We start from the raw sequence: 16,549 nt of genomic DNA on the forward strand, positions 1-16,549 counted from the left end.
ATCCCTCCTAATCAAAATTCACGACCTCATTCGTTTGTCTTCCGCATGGAGGAGCATAAGATATGTTCCTCTTCACGGTATTTGGCAACGGTTCTGCGCGATAAACAGATACCTTTCTCATTGAGCAAATTCGTAATATATTGGTCGGACAGCGGTTTCCTCTTGTCTTCCCCGTGAATCATTTCCTTGATCATGCATTTGATATTTTGAGCTGAGATATCTTCACCTTCACTTGTTTGAATGCCAATTGAGAAAAAAAACTTCAGATCAAATATGCCTCTTGGCGTACGAATGTACTTATTTTTAACCGTTCGGCTTACCGTGGACTCATGCAAAGCAAGCTTTTGCGCGATGCTTCTTAAAGTCATCGGTCTAATTCCGGGCGCCGTTCCATTCATAAAACCAGCCTGTTCTTCCACAATGGCCGTAATTACTTTTAACAGCGTTTGACTACGTTGGTCCAAGCTGCGCAACAGCCAATGAGCCTCCTTTATTTTTTCTTCATAAAAACGGGAAACCGCTCTATCATTAAGACCATCAACCATGTGAAGATACTCTTTGTTAACGCTGACTTTGACGTGATCTCGGTAATTCATCTCAATGACTAACTGATTGCTGTTCATGTAGACATGGGCATCGACGATGATGTTTTGCTCATCATCCGGTACAAAAGCTAAGCCAGGACGTGGATTGAGAGTACGAATGTATGTTAGGATTTTAGACACTTGCAACGGGTCGATGTTCAACTCTTTGGAAATTTTGTCGGTTCTGCCTTTGGAAAGGTCTTGCAAATATCCTGAAACCACCTCCAACGCCCCTTTTATTGCCTGTGGATCTCTTTCTATTTGAATCGTTAGACACTCCAGTAAAGTTCTCGCTCCAACACCAGGAGGATCAAACGATTGAAGCGTCCTGAGCGCGGTTTCCATGACATGGCTTGGCAAATTCAGCTCTTGTGAGGCTTCCTCCAGACTTACTGTCAAATAACCGGCCTCGTTCAAGTTGCCAGCCAAATAGGAAAACGCTTTTAATTCTTCTAAGGAGTAGCTCGTCATTCGAAATTGATTCATCATCCAGTTTTCCAGCGTCTCCCTTGTTGCAGCCCTAGTACCGTAAGCTTCAAGTGGGTTGAAATTAGATTTTTCCATATTTTTGACGCCGGAGCCGGAATAGAACGACTCAGATAACCATTCTATCTCTATAAAAGGATTTTCTACGGACTGCTCCTGAAGGTATGAAGCAAGATCCATTCCAGATAGCTGAAGCATGTGAAGGGACTGCTTCAGCTCTGGGGTTATGAACAGTTTTAAGTGCTGTTCCTGATTCATTTGATACGCCATCTGCATATGTTACATCCCTCCCGTAATCCAGGTGTTTTCATCATACAACCAAGCAATTTTCATGCCAGCTTGAAGAACTCCTTCAAACGATACACTTCAACGCACTGATTTCGCCATACGCAGGCATCCCAGCTACATGGGGGCTTGGTCCCTCCCGTGACTGGGCTCTCACCGGCTAAAAGATGCGTACTAATCTGGGACGCTAGCCGGTTTCGGTAATATCGCTCACCTTGAATTCGACTAAGTTATCGGTAACCTTGAAATACATCTTCATTGTTACCCCTATACTTGAAATGTCCAGTGTATAGGTTATAGTATCTCTTGTTACAACACTAGTTACAGTTGGTGTGTAAGTCATACCGTTGATTTTAACCTGGCTAAGCGTGTCTTCATTTCCGTAAAATACGGCACCGTTAGACGCTCCAGCCCCGAGCCATTGGTATTGAATAATTCTGGGAAAGGCGTCATCTACAGTCACATTCAAATTAGATGATTGAATAGTGGTCTGACTTGCCGCATAAGCTGTAGTCTCGCCAAAAAAAGGTGGATTACCAAATCCGAAAAACTGTGTCAAGAGAAACAAAAGCACCAGCATGATCCTCAGATTACTTCGTAAACTCTTTTGAATCATAATTTAATACCTCCTTTATAATTTTAAAGCGGTTTCAAAAATGAGAGATGTCATTCAATTAACCATCCCTTACGCTTTTCTTAGTGGCCACCCCCCTTTCAAAGTCACACTTATAGACAACCGTCATCTGTCACCACCTTTCGTTGCTTGCGCAAAGTTTTAATCGCAATATACGATCAATAAACTGTAGCCTACAAGGCGCAATTGTTGCACGGCTTCTTCCATGTGTAGAATTCAGCTCTTGCGGACTGTTGTCGCAATTTTTGCACGATATCGTAGAAATTAATCAGAGATGCGATTTCTATCCATAAACAAAAAACCGCGTAGATACGCGGTTTGACAGACCTTCATAAGATTCTCAATTTCCTTTGAGATGTTACCTAGCTGCTAAACGATTCCGCGGCAGCTTCGTGTTGTAGTTTATTGAGCTCTCGTTTCCGTTAGCGCAATAAAGTTATATACGTCTGTTTTGACAAATTCAGCTTATCTCCTATCTCAGTTAGATGGGATCACCGTCAGAATTAATCGGAATGAGCGTTCCGCTGAACTGTAAAGCCATAGAAGGCGGTAAGTGACCGCCTTGAAAAACAGCCTCCATGAACGCCGTCGTGGCTTCAACCGTAACGGCATGAACCGGTACCACATGTAGGTCACCGTAGTGGAGTGGCACGTCGGAGAACGACATATGCTGCGCTCCGTTTACCCGATAGAAGCAGGCATTCGTTAAGACCTTGAACATATTACGCTGTCCATCGATATAGTCGTATGCAATCTTCTCATTCATGACTGCTGCCATCGCACCATAGGTTGAAGCTTCTTGCCGCAACAGCAAAACCGGAACAGAGGACGTTACGCCATCCCAACGGATGAGGTGAAAGCTAGGATCGAGAAGGATAGCAGCCTTGATGCGATTCTCCAGCTTGGCGACTTCGAGAACAGCCGCGCCGCCCAGCGAATGCCCAACTGCAGTAACGTTTACCAGATCGAATAGTCCTTCAAACTCAGGGTCGGATCGGTTTAGAGTATCGAGATAGTCCATAACTACGGTAATTGACCGAGAGCGACTTTCCAGGAGTCGGTACCAGCCATTATAATCGGAACTCTTTAGTTCAGCCATTTCTTTCCCTTGCTTAATATAGCCACCATCAGGATATACAGTAAACACGGATTCGTGCGGGGCGCTAATAGTGACAATTATATATCCCTTCGGCACAAGCTTTGAGATAATCCCAAGATACATATCGCGTTCTACACCGAATCCCGGTGACAAGAGAACGACTGGCCATGCCCCTCTCTTTGCATCTGCTATACCACTTGTCGTCAAATCTTCGGTGACGTTCAGATTTTCGAGGTCGACGCCCATCTCTCTTAAAAAAGCAGCTACTTCTACCTGACAAGGTGCGTACAGGTCTAGCCCTCTAAGAGGGCTCCCCCCGGAAGAGGGGTAAAATATGCTGATGGCGAGACGAGGGTTCTGTTCCAAAACTCGTATGGTTCTCCCGATCATCTTATCACTCCATTCGTGAATGCTTAAACCCTACCCATCCATATTAACATTCCACTTTTTTCCACGTTTCCTGCCCTATAGCAGAACGAGGCTACCGATTCATGCCGGTAGCCTTGTCTTTATTTCTTATTGAGCTATAGTTCTTCGCAAGAATTCTACGATGACTTCTTGCGAACCGGGTATAGCATTGTAAAGTTGAATGTCTCGATTTCAGAATAGGGGATTGTGAGTGCGTTCAACGGTTCAAGCGGAACTGTCTCCATCCCGAGAACGCCTTCACGCCGATCCATTTCATATTCAGGTGACTGTTCGAGCCATGCAAATATCGCATCATATACTCGCCACATATGTGCCTCATTCCCGTACACTCGGGCGCTCACACAAAGCCCTCCGCTTACCTCCAAAGTCTCGATTCCAACCGGGACATCATTCAAACTGAACAACTTCTTAAACTTGTTATCACTCCCGCGTGTAATGCTTCATGGGCTAGTTGAAATAGCATTATCTCTCCGATCGTGTTCATGTGGAGAAACGATTTAACTAGTCTTTCTTCCAATCTTCCACGTGTTACATCTATGATATCGTCTTGTTGTTTAAATAAACTATTTCGAAGTTCAATCAGCGAGGGAGGATCTTCAACCCAGTGTGACGGCTTGCTGCCTGTAGGAAACATGATGTGATACTAGAGAGGTAGATGTCTTTCTTTTTTCAGATTGGTAAATACAGATGTGTCCAATATTCCACCTAAAATAATTCGAAAAACCAGACGGAGTAAAATCAAGAAGCTCTTCGTCCATTGAATCTACTAGTTCAATCGTCCATCTTCTCCACATTCTGAATTGTTCTTGTTTACAATTACTGCATTCGCTTCACCAACTCGATGTCTAGCTTTTCGGCCAAGTCGTCTAGTGTCTCCTTCACGTCTTCTCCTTCGAACACGATCTTACTCAATGCCGGATTTACGAAGTCCTCCAGTAATCGGAAATATGGTAGATTTGCAGGTGACACTGGAAGTGAACCTCCGTATGCCATTTCCGCCAAAATCGCACATCGCAGCGGATCGCAATCGTGCTGAGCCTCCTCATAGACTGAATGCAAAGGCGAGATAAAGCCCTGAGTCACGAGACGGGTAAGCTCGTTGCTCGTACAGCTTATCTCGTATAGTAAACTTCTTACGAGTTCCAGGTGTTGTGTTCGGGCTGAGATGCCGAATCCGCTTATCCACGGCTCATTGATTCTAACGCCTCCCTGAAAATGCGGTAATCCAGCAATGCCAAGGTCTCCTTTCAAATGCGGTTGAATCTCGTGCAGCATGATCCAATAATCGAGAACCATGCCGGTTTCATTTGCTATTAAATCGCTGTTCGAGAAATGTTCTTGCGTCGCACGAGCTACCCGGTGTTTTCGAACGAGTTCTGCTGCCCAAGTGATTGCTTTGACCGCTTCCGGGCTATTGGCGTACCCAGTCGCTTTTGTTCGGTCAGGTGACAACCAGTAAGTACCGGCAGTCAACAGAAGAAGGCCAATATATTCTTGGTGAAACGATATCCTTGCAGCGTAACGTTCTTCCCCTGGACTTACATTCGAACGCTGCAGCCGGTATGCAATTTCAAGAAAATCTTCCCATGTCCACCCTTCCTCTGGATACGGGATATTAGCCTTATCAAACCACATCTTATTGTAGAAAATGCCTTTCATTGTTGCGCTAATAGGAATGGTAGTAATCCCACTATCCGTACGTACAAGCTGCAGGATCGACGGATGAAAAAGAGCTGCAATACCAGCAGAATCGATCCACGGTTGCAAATCCAATAAAAGCCGATCCCGGCTGCTATCCGTTATATCGTCATTAAATAACTGGACAAGATCAGCAGTTGACTCGCCAGCATAAAGATCAGAACGAATAGCTCCATTCGAAACGAGATCGACATGTACGCTCACATCAGGATGCATATCTTCGAATCTTCGAGCAATAGTCTCGACCGATTCTTTCTGCCATGGCTCATCAATTGCTACCCGAAGTACTGGAATCCTCCTTTGGCACAAGGAATCTCACTTTTAGAGTAGTAACTGATTGTCTTTCCTCTTGGGGATTGCATTTATTTGATCCACCACCGTCTCATTCCTCCACGATTGCGACCGGACGGGCCCAACCGGCACTCGCTTTTTCTACTTTGATCGGAAAGCAGCAGACTTTGAATCCAAACGGCTTCGGAATTTTGTCCAAATTGGCTAGCTTTTCGATCTGGCAATATTCCCGGTCCTTGCCTACATAATGCGCTGCCCACAGAACGCCTTCCATCGGCTGCTTTTTATATGCTTCGGCCTGCAGGTTGAGTGGTATATCCCAGCCCCAGCCATCAGTACCGACTACCTTAACCCCTTGATCCAGAAGCCACCGCGTAGCATCGGCCGATACCCCGGCATGAAGGAATGCATAATGTTCGTGGTACAGCCGTTTGTCCGCATCGCTTCGGATGAGAACGATATCGAGTGGTTTTAGCGTATATGCGATCCGTTTCAGCTCGGCGATCAGGTCGTCCGTCGTAATCTCGTAACCCGTTGGCTTCGCGCTGAAATCGAGCACCACGCCGTCGGAATAAAACCATTCAAGCGGCAGTTCGTCAATCGTTCTTGCCTGCTTCCCTTCCGAAGTCGGCCAGTAGTGCCACGGCGCGTCGATATGAGTACCCGCATGCGTATTCAGCGTCACCGTTTCTGTCGCCCACGCCTTGCTCTCCGGAAAATCGTCCTGCTTGAGGCCAAGTGCTGCCGCCGCTTGTAGCGCCCCGTCTTCATGAGTCCCATATTCGATCTTTGCCGGCAACGGCTCGCGGATGCGCGGACTAATCGGCACGCTCAAGTCAATAATCTTCATCATCTATTCCCCTTCCCTCAACTCCCGTTTCATGCATATTATACCAAATTGATCCAGCTACTGATAGACCAACGTCGCGTGCAATAAAGGGCAGAACGAAGCTTCTCTTCTGATTGATCCCCTTCCATCCAAGCATGGCTTCGATGTCTTCCAGAGAAAAATGATATTTAACAACAAAAACCGCGTAAATACGCGGTCTCTATGTATATATTTGTTGTCCTATATAGACATGATCTTATTTATAATGCTTTAATATACCATGCATCACAAGCAAAATGTTCCGTTGTATTTAAAGGCTTTTCTAATTGAATGAATCCGTTCTTTTTATAGAACTTGTTGGCTGCGACCATATTGTTAAGTGTTTCAAGATAACATTTTTTATAATGTTTTTTTGCAAAATCTAGGGCTATCCCGAGTAATTCGCTTGAAATACCTGTACCACGTGCTTCTTTTAATGCATACATTTTTTGTAATTCACAAATATCCGGCATTCCCTTAATCGGTCCAATGCCACAACCAGCTACTATTTTTGTATTTTCCTCAACAATCCAATATTTAGAGCCCTCAGACCCGTACAGATTATAGAAATCTCCCAAATTCGGATCAGCCCAAGCAGTCCCTGGCTTATTTGCCCCAAATTCCACTAAACAACTTCTAATCAGACTCTCTACTTGTTTATTATCTTGTTCCTGTATCTCTCTTATTAACATGAAGCTGCCCTCCATATCAAATTTAGCCTGTCTAGTTTCCCGATTTTATCCAAACAAAAAAATTTCTTTCTTACATTACGGAGAATCATAAAAAAAGACTGCTTTTTACGAGCAGCCTTTTTCTAATTATATCGTTATTTGCAAACTGAAAGAATGAACTTCTCCAGTGATCCTGTATCAGTTATGCTCTGATTACATCCATGGTTCTCCATACATACGTACTGACCAATGGAAGAATAATTATCCAGCGAAGCCTTGGTCCTGACAGTGAAGAATGCAAGCTCTTGATGCCGATTGCAGAACAAGCAATACCCTTTCTTGTATGTCGGCGTGATTCTTCCCTCGATGCCAATGAACTGTCCTTCGAACGGATATACAATATATAATTTATTCGTGGCAATATCTACCCAGCTCAGATACGTCACATATCGAAAGTCGATGGATTGTAGATCAGGTACTTTCAATTTCTTATTCTTAGGGAATAGCTTCTGAATCTGTTTCAGCGTAATCGGCGGAAATGGCTCTAGGTATGGTTCTAATCCGCTAAGATATCTCTGGAAATCATACGCCGTCTCGAAGGACGATATTTGTTCCAGCATCTGCTGCTGATCCTCTGTCAGATAAGGAAATGCTTCAATAATGTTCGTTGCAGCACGATATCTTACGGTCTCCAATACGCTCCGATCCGCAACGGTTCGCAGTGTTTTCTGAAGGAATTCCGCTTGTTTCTTAATAATGTTATATTGATGGTTTCTAATAAATGGTGTACTCATAGCTCTTCAGCCCCTTATTTTTCATGAATGATCATAAGGTGCAAAGCCTGTTATTAGAAACGATAAAGTTAAGTTTGGGCGATTGAATCCATTTCTATCGCACCCCACGCAAAGTATCGCCCTAGATCAGGCTTTGCATGAGGACTTCCTAGCTAATGAGCAATTCAGTATTGCCATCTGTAAAACCCCCAATCAAATATCATGCGAAAAGTATAGCAGATACTCCCAGAGGGCGCAATTGATGGATAAGTCTAATCTATAATGGGGTCCCATTTGTACATTTGTTTGCTTCCAAGGCCGATTTGGAGCTGCGTTTTTTGACATACCAGGCGAAGCCCCCAAGTAGCAGAAACGTAATGCAACCGATCACTCCCAAAGTAAGGGAACCCTTTTGAACGCCGGCAAAGAGAAGGCTCATGGCTACCGTGTGTGGCAGAATGGCGATTCCTGTAGTCCACACAAAGCTTATTAAGTTGACTTTTAGCATCCCGGCGGCGTAGTTAACAAAATGATAAGGAATGAGCGGTACGAAACGAATCAGCAGCAAGCCTTTGCGCTCGTGCTGACGTAACCATCCCTCCATCTTCTGCAAATATGGATTTATTTTTTTGCCTAACAGAGGCTTGGCGATCCACCAGGTCAAATAGTAGCCTGCAACAGCCCCAAGGAGTCCACTTATCCAATTATATACGCCTCCCAGAACTGGACCGTAAATATCTAATAAGATAATGGCGGTAAACTCGCCCGGAACAGGCAGCATGTTTATCAGGCTTTGTAAAATAATCGCAGCACAGACACCGGGAAAACCCCAATTCCGAACGAATTCGATAATATGCTTCGCTTCACCAGTCTGAAGGAGATGTATGCCATAAAGAATGAACACGGTTATCCCCAGCAATCCCAGCACCATAATCGCACTTTTCTTTTTGTTCATTATTTTCTCACGGCCAACTCAGGAATTCGGCGAAGATGATGCTTCTCGTTAAGCGTTAACAACGTATCTTCAACGATTCGTTCAGCCGCATCTCCTTTGTACAAGGCAGCCATGTTGTTTCTGATTCGTTCCGCAGAAGCAGGGTCATTAAGAAAATGGATCATTTTCTCTCCTAACTCCCCGATGTCGATAGCGATATCACCCAGGCCGCTTTGTTTGAAGATCCGTGCATTCTCGCGCTCCTGTCCGCCATACGGCTTAAATATAAAAACGGGGAGATTCAATACCAGAGCCTCGGATAACGTAACTCCACCTGCTTTGGTCACGATGCAAGATGCAGCCGCCATTAGCTCGTGTATCCGCTCAACATATCCCAATACATTCACTTCCGGACGATTCGGGAACAGCGAACGCAGCTTCATAGCCATTTTCTCATGCCGTCCGCATACGAGATCAATGGCACAGTTTCCCTTCTCCAGTAGCATTTGCACTAACTCCACAATATGATGAAATACGGCAAAAGATCCCGCCATGATCAGGACTCTATTACGAGTCGATTGGGTTTTAGCTGGACTGGACATCTTCGCAGCGGTCGCAGCATGATAAAAAGACGTACGTACCGGAATCCCCGTCACACTGACGCGATCTGGAGCCGTTCCGTGTTCGTTTATCAGCTCCCTTTTGAGTGCTTCAGTGGCGACATAATATTTATCGGTATCCGGGTGGACCCACCGCGAATGCAAGGTATAATCTGTGATGATGGTAGATGTAGGAATGGAGAACTTCCTGCCTATTTCTGTGACTGCGCCGAATGGGAACGTATTAATAATGGCATCTGGCCGCACACTTTCAATCATTTCCAGCATTTTTCTTTTTCCGATGGCGTTTAAATACCGGTTAATGGACTTTACGGGATTGGCATCCCGCGTCATGTAATAGCTCCAACCGTAATAATCCAAACCGAATTGGGATGAGTACGAGCTTATTTGATACAGTTTGCAAGATACCGAGTTTAAGATCGGATGCGCTTCCTTCATGAGGTCGACAATATGTAGATCGTTAACCTGATTAGACAGGAAGCCTTGTTTCAGGGCGCGGGACACTTGTAAATGACCTTCTCCATAGCCGGCTGTCAAAATTAGAATTCGTGGGTGCTGGATGCTCACAATGATCCCTCCTATCAGCTTGGTCTGAAACGATGTTTTCGACTTAAACCCAGTATAAAACTGGTATATTAGAATTAGATTAAAAATAAGAATTTTCATGGTTCACTCACGAACCTTGCCTACATCGCGATATGATGGTGACTATAGGAAAAAGGTTTAAAAAACATGGTGTAATGTGGTATAACGTTTAATCAATAAGAAAATAATACTTAAATACAAATTCTCATGTAAATTAGTTGCAAAAATCGTTTTTTTCGCTGGATTAAATCATCTGCTAATTTCGCTCCGTGTTGAAGGAGTTCCAAATATTTTTTGCAATTTAATAATCATCTACTCAGCTATGGAAACAACTTCTTGTCCTTCTTCAATCGTCGATTATTAATCAATGAATGCATAAAAAAAAGCTGTGGAGTTACCACAGCCTTACAAACATATTATACATGGTATCCCGGCAGACAAAGTTCATGATGAACCAGTAAGAAGTATCTCATCATTTACCTCAGCGACCGATTATTTTTGCCTGCGATCAGGAAAGCCTAATCTGCTCTGGATCCATTAACCCTTGCCTGTACATCCTCTCCAAGCCATGCGCCTTGGTCAATTAACGTTTTCTGCAAAGCGGGAATATCGACATCACGATTACTACCACCTTTGCTTGCAGCCATTGCTGCTGCTGTACCTGCCGCTTGCCCCATAGCAAAACAGTTAGGCATCACGCGAAGCGAACCCTGCACTACCCGGTCAGAGGAGGCGGAACGCCCAGCCACCCATACATTATCAAGACTGACGGGCAGCAAGGAGCGGTACGGCACACCATGCGATTTCCCTGGCGGGAGATGTTTGATCTCCATCTTCGACTTACTCGTTGCAAGATGAATATCGATAAAATAGGAATTCCGTCCGATATCATCCTCGAAGCTGCGCATTTCAAGGAAATCGTCTTGCGTAAGCACGTAATCGCCTACAATCCGACGAGTTTCTCTGATGCCAATCTGCTCGCCCGTAGCGACGACATGTGCCTTCTCAAATCCGGGAACATACTTGCTCAGAAACTGTACCTGTATCTCGACAAGTTTGCGTCCATCGATGGCTCCGCGAGTCAAATCCTCTGCATTTGTTCCATCAATTCCAAACACATGTCCGAAGTTGACACCGACTAAATAATCGGCCACCCAGGCAAAGCCGGACACTTCCTTTCGCCCATGCGGCAGATCGCCATTTTCCTGAGCCTTGGATACTGCAAGCGGTATCTGATCGGTGTCTCCAGATTCCTTCAAGTATTCCTCAAACCGTATACGGTCCACATTGGTAAGGAGGTAGCACATCGTCCCCGGCTGCAGTTCACCGTCATCTCCGCCTTTTTGGAAGGGAGCTCCTGCCAAGGCAGCAATATATCCGTCACCTGTTGCGTCAATGACGTATCCGCAGCGTACTACAGACGTTCCGGACTTGTTATGAATGACCAGTCCCTCAATGCGCCTGCTATTCTCATTCCGCAAAATCTGGGTCACGCTCGTATGGAATAGCACTGCCGAACCACTGGCTAATACCGTATCATCGTAGACCCGTTTTAGAATTTCTGGATCAATGGGGACCCAATCGAGCCGCTTCTCGAATCGTGCGCGGTAATCCGACTTAAATCGCCGCTTCATTTCAAGCAGAAGTTCCAATCCAATTCCACGGATGACGGGCTTTTCATGGTCCGTAAAGGGACAGAATGCCGGAACCAACGAGACCGTACCCATCCCGCCGAAGAATCCTCTCTGCTCGATAATCAATGTACGGGCGCCATTTCGCACCGCAGCAATGGCGGCGGCTATGCCTGCCGCACCGCCGCCAACGACCGCAACATCCACATCATATGCTATCTCTGCCTCAATAGCAGGAAGCGTAACAGTATTAACCCGATTCATTCTTCTAATGCCTCCCTAGCTCAATCGAACTTGCCGAGACTGAATGTCAGCTTGGCATTCTCGTACTTTCCGTTTCGCACTTTGGTCAGGCGTCCATGATCTGTTAAGAGATATACTGTCGCTTGATTCGGGCGCTCTCCCGGTCTCAATTCGTAATCTACAGTGATCCATACAGACTTATTCCCATTGAACTTGTTTATCGTCTCTCCGTCTTCTGTAATCCTGAACTTATAGATCGGGCGGCTGTCTAAGGAAACTTCTGCATCCTCGCTCCCTAGGTTGGATAAATCCACGGTCTCCATTGACAGCTCAATTTCTGAACCCTCATGACGGAGACGATAATCTAGCATATCGGGCGCAAAATCCATTGTTGCAGCACGGCTGTTGAAGAAGACTTGATCAATCCCCTGTTCAGATGCTGCCTTGAGCATTGATGCCTGAAATACTGCAATGAACCTCTGCTCCGCCTCGATTGAAGGTATCGTAATCAGCAACTGCTTCGTAACGGATGCTGTTACTCCCTTGGTCTTGGCATAACTCTCTAATGCTGCAGTCACGCGATCAATGTTCTTTATGCTTGCCTCAACAGCCTCATCGCAGACTTGAACCTTTACCTGCTGTTGATCTGTGGCAACATCGCGTGTGTCTATCTTCACTTCGTACACTTGCTTCAAAGCCTGTTCAATTATCGTCTTTACAGCAGCTTCTTTACCTTTCATTCGTTCAGTTGTCTCTATGGCGACGTCTATCTCTTGGATACCTGACTTGATGATCTCATCGATCGAATCGATAGGCGGCACATAGATGGCTTCGAATTCCATAAGACGAGCAATTTGATCATTCGGATTCACAGGAATTCCGCCCCAAGACGGTTTGGTAATGCGAATTCGAATCGAACTCGTAACAACCGGTTCGATAATCAAATGATTAAACTCGCCTCGGAATCCGTCCTTATCATTATCTACAACCGTCGTGAGCGTCTTCCAATCATTCCCGTCCAGATATTCAATCATAAAGTCGCGAATATGCCACTTCTCCCCACTCATTGCTCCGCTCCACAGCTTAAACTCATTGATTGTTTGGGGATTCGCCCAATTGAATTGTATAAAGTGCTCATTGCTTCCGCCAAGAGACAACCATCGCCGCTCCAGACTCCCGTCAACCGCATTCGCAGCGACGTTCGTACCGTTAACCGAATCGACCGTTATTTGAGCTAGCTGCGCCAAATTATGCACAATAATGGGTCCTACAATTGCGGAAGGGAGCGAACTGCCTCCAGCGTTGTTAGCCTTGACTCGGTAATAGTAAGGCACGCCGCCCTGAGCCGTTCGATCTGTATAAGGTCTGTCTCTCTCTAACAAGCCCTTTCCCACAACCGTCCATGGCCCATCAGGATTCGTTGCCCTCTCTACTTCATACGTGACGGCCCATTGACTTGGCATCCATGAGATGGATGTGACAGTCTGAAACGGTACAATGATCGGAGCAGCAGGAACGGGAGGAATTGTGGATGCAAGGACCGGACCAATAATATTCGACGGCGCAGAAACAGCATCGCCATTCTTAGCAACCATACGATAGTAATAGACAGTTCCATTGACTGCTGTACTATCCTTGAATGGCTTGTATGGAATGTCGCTGTCCGACACATCCGCTCCGATGACACTCCACGGTCCGTTAGGAGTTTCTGCTCTCTGGATGTCGTATGTTTTGGCACCTGCAGAACCTTTCCAGGATATGGAAAGAACTGATTCGATGGGCAACAAGATCGGAGCGTCCAGGTTAATGGCCTCCAACGCTTTACCCTGAATTTCATGAGCTTTGTCCCGCATTAAATTCATGACAGCCGTTTCATTGTACCCATTGCCTGAAGGGAAGCCCGGCCATCGATAGTCAGTCCCTTTATTGTAGAATCCACCATCCCGGTTATGGAACTTCAAGGTCCACAGCAATGCGCCAGATGTCCCGTTGGCAATCACTTCGTCAAGTAAACTCTTATAATTAGCGGGATTGGATTCCCCGAATTCGCCGATAATGAACGGCTTCTTGCCGATGGTTGTATTTCTGTCTATGGCACTGCGCTGCGCATAGTTTGAGCCAGTGCCCTCATAATAATGGTTGGATACGATGTCCACATTCGGATCATCCAAGGTAGCCAATTTAATGCCGTAGCTTCCGTCCATTACAAGATGATTAGCGTCAAGGCTCTTAATATAAGCACTCATTTCATGGGTCCAGTCGTCGGTCGGATACAGTTCATTCCCTGTTTCCCACGCTAAAATTGCCTTATCGTCTTTATACTGAACACCTGTATAGGTGTTGGTACGATTTAATGTATAAGCCACAAGGTGCTGGAAGTCTTCCTTTAATTCCGGATCGGCATAGAATTGTGCTTGCGTCTTCCCCCGGAATGCGGCAAATTGTTTAACACCGCCGACATGATCCCAAGTATCAATGAAAGGAATAATGACACGAATCTGATACTTATTCGCAAACTCGAGCACCTTATCCAGATCACGGAAAAAATCCTCGCCGTAGTCTCTTAATCCATTAATATGGCTCGGCTGGTCTTTGTTGGCGATTCCGCCCTTAATCGTGAAAGGATACAAGCGGACAACCGTTCCTCCTATCTGAACGAGCGATTTGAACACATCCTCTTGTTCCCAGGCGTCCACGCGCTGCCAACTTGGGTTTGGAATGTAGGTCAGATTGGACCCGTTCATCGAGATAAAACGGAATTCCTTCTCTCCATCCATCAGTTTATCCCCTTGGCGAGAAATAAAGGTATCGAAACCCTCGATCGACGTATTGGATTTCGTATCATCGACTGGTTGCAGCGGCATATCGTCGTTCGCCCGTGCTGTGAACGGTCCCAACAGACTGAACAGTAACATCAAGCATAGTGTCATTGCCAATGAACTATTGAACCTTCGCTTCAACATCTATTCCTCCTCATACTCGGATGAACAGCGGCTTATTTCACTGCTCCGCTTGTTATACCTGAGAAAATATATCGTTGCAGAAACAGATACAGCACAATGGTAGGGATGAGTATAATCAATATTGCTGCACAAAGTACGTTCCATTGTGCACTATTCTCGCCAACGAATCGCATTAATGATGTTGATACCGTTCCGAGATGCTGTGACGGCATATAGAGAAACGGAGTATACATATCGTTATATATGCTGGCTGTCTTCAAGATCACAAGCGTAGCCGTAGCAGGAGCCAGCAGCGGGAAAATAATTTTACGATAAATTTGCAGCAAGGTTGCTCCTTCGATCATAGCGCTCTCATCCAATTCATAAGGAACATTGCGAATAAATTGTAAGTATAAATAGATTTGCATCACATCCGCCCCAACATAGAGCAGGATCGGTGCGTAGAATGTATTGAACAGCCCTAGAGACTTAATTAAACCAAAGGTTGCGACCTGCACCGTTATAAGCGGAATCATCTTGGCCAACACATAGGCTCCCAAAATCCCCTTCTTCAACCGGAACTCAAACCTTCCGAGCACATAAGCAATCATCGTACCCAGCAAAACGTTTAATGCTACGGAAACGACAATTAATATGGCGGTATTGCCGAAAGCCCTGCCTAATCCTCCAACTTCGAAAACGACGCGGAAATTTTCGAAGTTTAAAAAGTTCTGCGGCCAATCGAACACGCTTGTCTTCGCGTATTCTTCATTACCCTTAAATGCATTGATCACCATAATGTATGGAGGAAACAGGACGATGAAAGAAGCAAACAGCAAGCAAGCGTATTGAATGAACCTAATTGAAATCTTTTTCATGTTCCCCATCTTAATCCTGCCCCCTGTTCAGCACTTTGCTCTGCGAATACATTACCAGAAGGACAATCAGAAGCAAAACTACGCTCATCGAAGCTGCAAGGCCGTAATTGTTGAAGTTGAAGGCGGTATTGACCGTCTTCGTTACGAAGGTCTCGCTCGCTCCGCCAGGGCCTCCTTTAGTCAGGATGAACGGGTATTCAAATGCTTCAAGTGCACCAACCATAGTCAAGAACAGGTTCAGCTCGATCACTTTGCGAATGCTTGGCATCGTAATGTACCGGAAGCTCTGGAACGAATTCGCTCCGTCAATCTTGGCCGCTTCATATATGTCCGAAGGAACAGATTGCAGCGCACCTAAATAAATAATCATATTCATCCCCATAAACTTCCACATACCGATAAAGGCGAGTGAAAAGTTGACTAAATTCTCATCACCAAGCCATCTGGATACGAGAAAATCCAGTCCGACAGCATCTAAAAACAGGTTGATCGAGCCATTCTTGTAATCATACATAAAATCGAACATATAAGCGGTAGCAACACTATTCATAATGAACGGCAGAAACAGTAAGACTCTAAAAATATTTCTTCCCTTCAACGATCCATTCAAGAGAATGGCAAAGAACAAAGCTGCTATATTCTGAAGGATTCCTCCTAATAAATAGGCGAGATTATGAGTTAAGACTTGAAAAGTCTCCTTGTCACTCATAAGCCTCTTATAGTTATCCAATCCAGCCCATTCCCTCGAGGACAATCCATCCCACTCCATAAAGCTTAGACGGAACAAATCAAAAGTGGGATAATAGCTGAATAAAAGCAGCAGTGTGATCGGAATGAATAAGAAAGCCCAGATCAACACCATCCTTTGCGTTCGATAGGAAAGATTCAGCATAGGGTT

At 45.3% G+C, this 16,549-nt stretch carries 15 protein-coding genes; all 15 read right to left on the reverse strand.

All coding sequences use genetic code 11. From position 1 onward, the window contains the following. Positions 1 to 26 precede the first annotated feature (26 nt). Positions 27 to 1,346, reverse strand: a complete 1,320-nt coding sequence (rpoN, locus tag MUG84_RS17260) for an RNA polymerase factor sigma-54 (RefSeq protein WP_244726971.1) — start codon at positions 1,344 to 1,346, stop codon at positions 27 to 29. A 196-nt stretch (positions 1,347 to 1,542) separates the two neighbouring features. After that, on the reverse strand, positions 1,543 to 1,971 hold the full coding sequence (locus MUG84_RS17265) for a hypothetical protein (RefSeq protein WP_244726974.1): 429 nt from the start codon (positions 1,969 to 1,971) through the stop codon (positions 1,543 to 1,545). 499 nt (positions 1,972 to 2,470) lie between these two features. Beyond that, positions 2,471 to 3,454, reverse strand: a complete 984-nt coding sequence (locus tag MUG84_RS17270; RefSeq protein ID WP_244726976.1) for an alpha/beta hydrolase family protein — start codon at positions 3,452 to 3,454, stop codon at positions 2,471 to 2,473. 179 nt (positions 3,455 to 3,633) lie between these two features. Further along, entirely contained in the window at positions 3,634 to 3,858 is a 225-nt protein-coding gene (locus MUG84_RS17275; RefSeq protein ID WP_244726978.1) for a hypothetical protein, read from the reverse strand. 255 nt (positions 3,859 to 4,113) lie between these two features. Next, positions 4,114 to 4,311, reverse strand: a complete 198-nt coding sequence (locus MUG84_RS27745) for a hypothetical protein (RefSeq protein ID WP_483310669.1) — start codon at positions 4,309 to 4,311, stop codon at positions 4,114 to 4,116. Between the two features lie 22 nt (positions 4,312 to 4,333). Next, positions 4,334 to 5,524, reverse strand: coding sequence for an extracellular solute-binding protein (locus MUG84_RS17280; protein ID WP_244726980.1), 1,191 nt, complete (start codon positions 5,522 to 5,524; stop codon positions 4,334 to 4,336). A 73-nt stretch (positions 5,525 to 5,597) separates the two neighbouring features. Then, positions 5,598 to 6,356, reverse strand: coding sequence for a cyclase family protein (locus tag MUG84_RS17285; RefSeq protein ID WP_244727587.1), 759 nt, complete (start codon positions 6,354 to 6,356; stop codon positions 5,598 to 5,600). A 239-nt stretch (positions 6,357 to 6,595) separates the two neighbouring features. Continuing rightward, positions 6,596 to 7,066 (reverse strand): GNAT family N-acetyltransferase, encoded by a 471-nt coding sequence (locus tag MUG84_RS17290; protein WP_244726982.1) that lies wholly within the window; start codon positions 7,064 to 7,066, stop codon positions 6,596 to 6,598. 134 nt (positions 7,067 to 7,200) lie between these two features. Then, positions 7,201 to 7,839 carry a FusB/FusC family EF-G-binding protein gene (locus MUG84_RS17295; RefSeq protein ID WP_244726984.1) on the reverse strand — a complete coding sequence of 213 codons (639 nt, stop codon included), beginning with the start codon at positions 7,837 to 7,839 and terminating at the stop codon, positions 7,201 to 7,203. A 256-nt stretch (positions 7,840 to 8,095) separates the two neighbouring features. Further along, complete coding sequence (locus MUG84_RS17300; RefSeq protein WP_244726987.1) at positions 8,096 to 8,773, reverse strand: TVP38/TMEM64 family protein; 678 nt, start codon at positions 8,771 to 8,773, stop codon at positions 8,096 to 8,098. Beyond that, complete coding sequence (locus MUG84_RS17305; protein WP_244726989.1) at positions 8,773 to 9,939, reverse strand: MGDG synthase family glycosyltransferase; 1,167 nt, start codon at positions 9,937 to 9,939, stop codon at positions 8,773 to 8,775. Before MUG84_RS17305 ends, MUG84_RS17300 begins: the two co-directional genes overlap by 1 nt. 536 nt (positions 9,940 to 10,475) lie before the next feature. Continuing rightward, on the reverse strand, positions 10,476 to 11,852 hold the full coding sequence (locus tag MUG84_RS17310; RefSeq protein WP_244726991.1) for an FAD-dependent oxidoreductase: 1,377 nt from the start codon (positions 11,850 to 11,852) through the stop codon (positions 10,476 to 10,478). 20 nt (positions 11,853 to 11,872) lie between these two features. Continuing rightward, entirely contained in the window at positions 11,873 to 14,794 is a 2,922-nt protein-coding gene (locus MUG84_RS17315) for a discoidin domain-containing protein (RefSeq protein ID WP_244726994.1), read from the reverse strand. 32 nt (positions 14,795 to 14,826) lie between these two features. Next, positions 14,827 to 15,660, reverse strand: a complete 834-nt coding sequence (locus tag MUG84_RS17320; RefSeq protein ID WP_244726995.1) for a carbohydrate ABC transporter permease — start codon at positions 15,658 to 15,660, stop codon at positions 14,827 to 14,829. A gap of 1 nt (position 15,661) precedes the next feature. Beyond that, positions 15,662 to 16,543, reverse strand: coding sequence for a carbohydrate ABC transporter permease (locus MUG84_RS17325; RefSeq protein WP_244726997.1), 882 nt, complete (start codon positions 16,541 to 16,543; stop codon positions 15,662 to 15,664). Positions 16,544 to 16,549: the final 6 nt, after the last annotated feature.

It is taken from the genome of Paenibacillus mangrovi, from assembly GCF_022898935.1.
Lineage (GTDB): Bacteria > Bacillota > Bacilli > Paenibacillales > Paenibacillaceae > Paenibacillus_AQ > Paenibacillus_AQ mangrovi.

Coding starts and splice junctions, on each gene's coding strand:
- MUG84_RS17285 (WP_244727587.1), bottom strand. CDS start 6,356: ATGAAGATTATTGACTTGAGCGTGCCGATTAGTCCGCGCATCCGCGAG.
- MUG84_RS17265 (WP_244726974.1), bottom strand. CDS start 1,971: ATGATTCAAAAGAGTTTACGAAGTAATCTGAGGATCATGCTGGTGCTT.
- MUG84_RS17315 (WP_244726994.1), bottom strand. CDS start 14,794: ATGTTGAAGCGAAGGTTCAATAGTTCATTGGCAATGACACTATGCTTG.
- MUG84_RS17290 (WP_244726982.1), bottom strand. CDS start 7,066: ATGTTAATAAGAGAGATACAGGAACAAGATAATAAACAAGTAGAGAGT.
- MUG84_RS17325 (WP_244726997.1), bottom strand. CDS start 16,543: ATGCTGAATCTTTCCTATCGAACGCAAAGGATGGTGTTGATCTGGGCT.
- MUG84_RS17320 (WP_244726995.1), bottom strand. CDS start 15,660: ATGGGGAACATGAAAAAGATTTCAATTAGGTTCATTCAATACGCTTGC.
- MUG84_RS27745 (WP_483310669.1), bottom strand. CDS start 4,311: ATGTGGAGAAGATGGACGATTGAACTAGTAGATTCAATGGACGAAGAG.
- rpoN (WP_244726971.1), bottom strand. CDS start 1,346: ATGCAGATGGCGTATCAAATGAATCAGGAACAGCACTTAAAACTGTTC.
- MUG84_RS17310 (WP_244726991.1), bottom strand. CDS start 11,852: ATGAATCGGGTTAATACTGTTACGCTTCCTGCTATTGAGGCAGAGATA.
- MUG84_RS17295 (WP_244726984.1), bottom strand. CDS start 7,839: ATGAGTACACCATTTATTAGAAACCATCAATATAACATTATTAAGAAA.
- MUG84_RS17300 (WP_244726987.1), bottom strand. CDS start 8,773: ATGAACAAAAAGAAAAGTGCGATTATGGTGCTGGGATTGCTGGGGATA.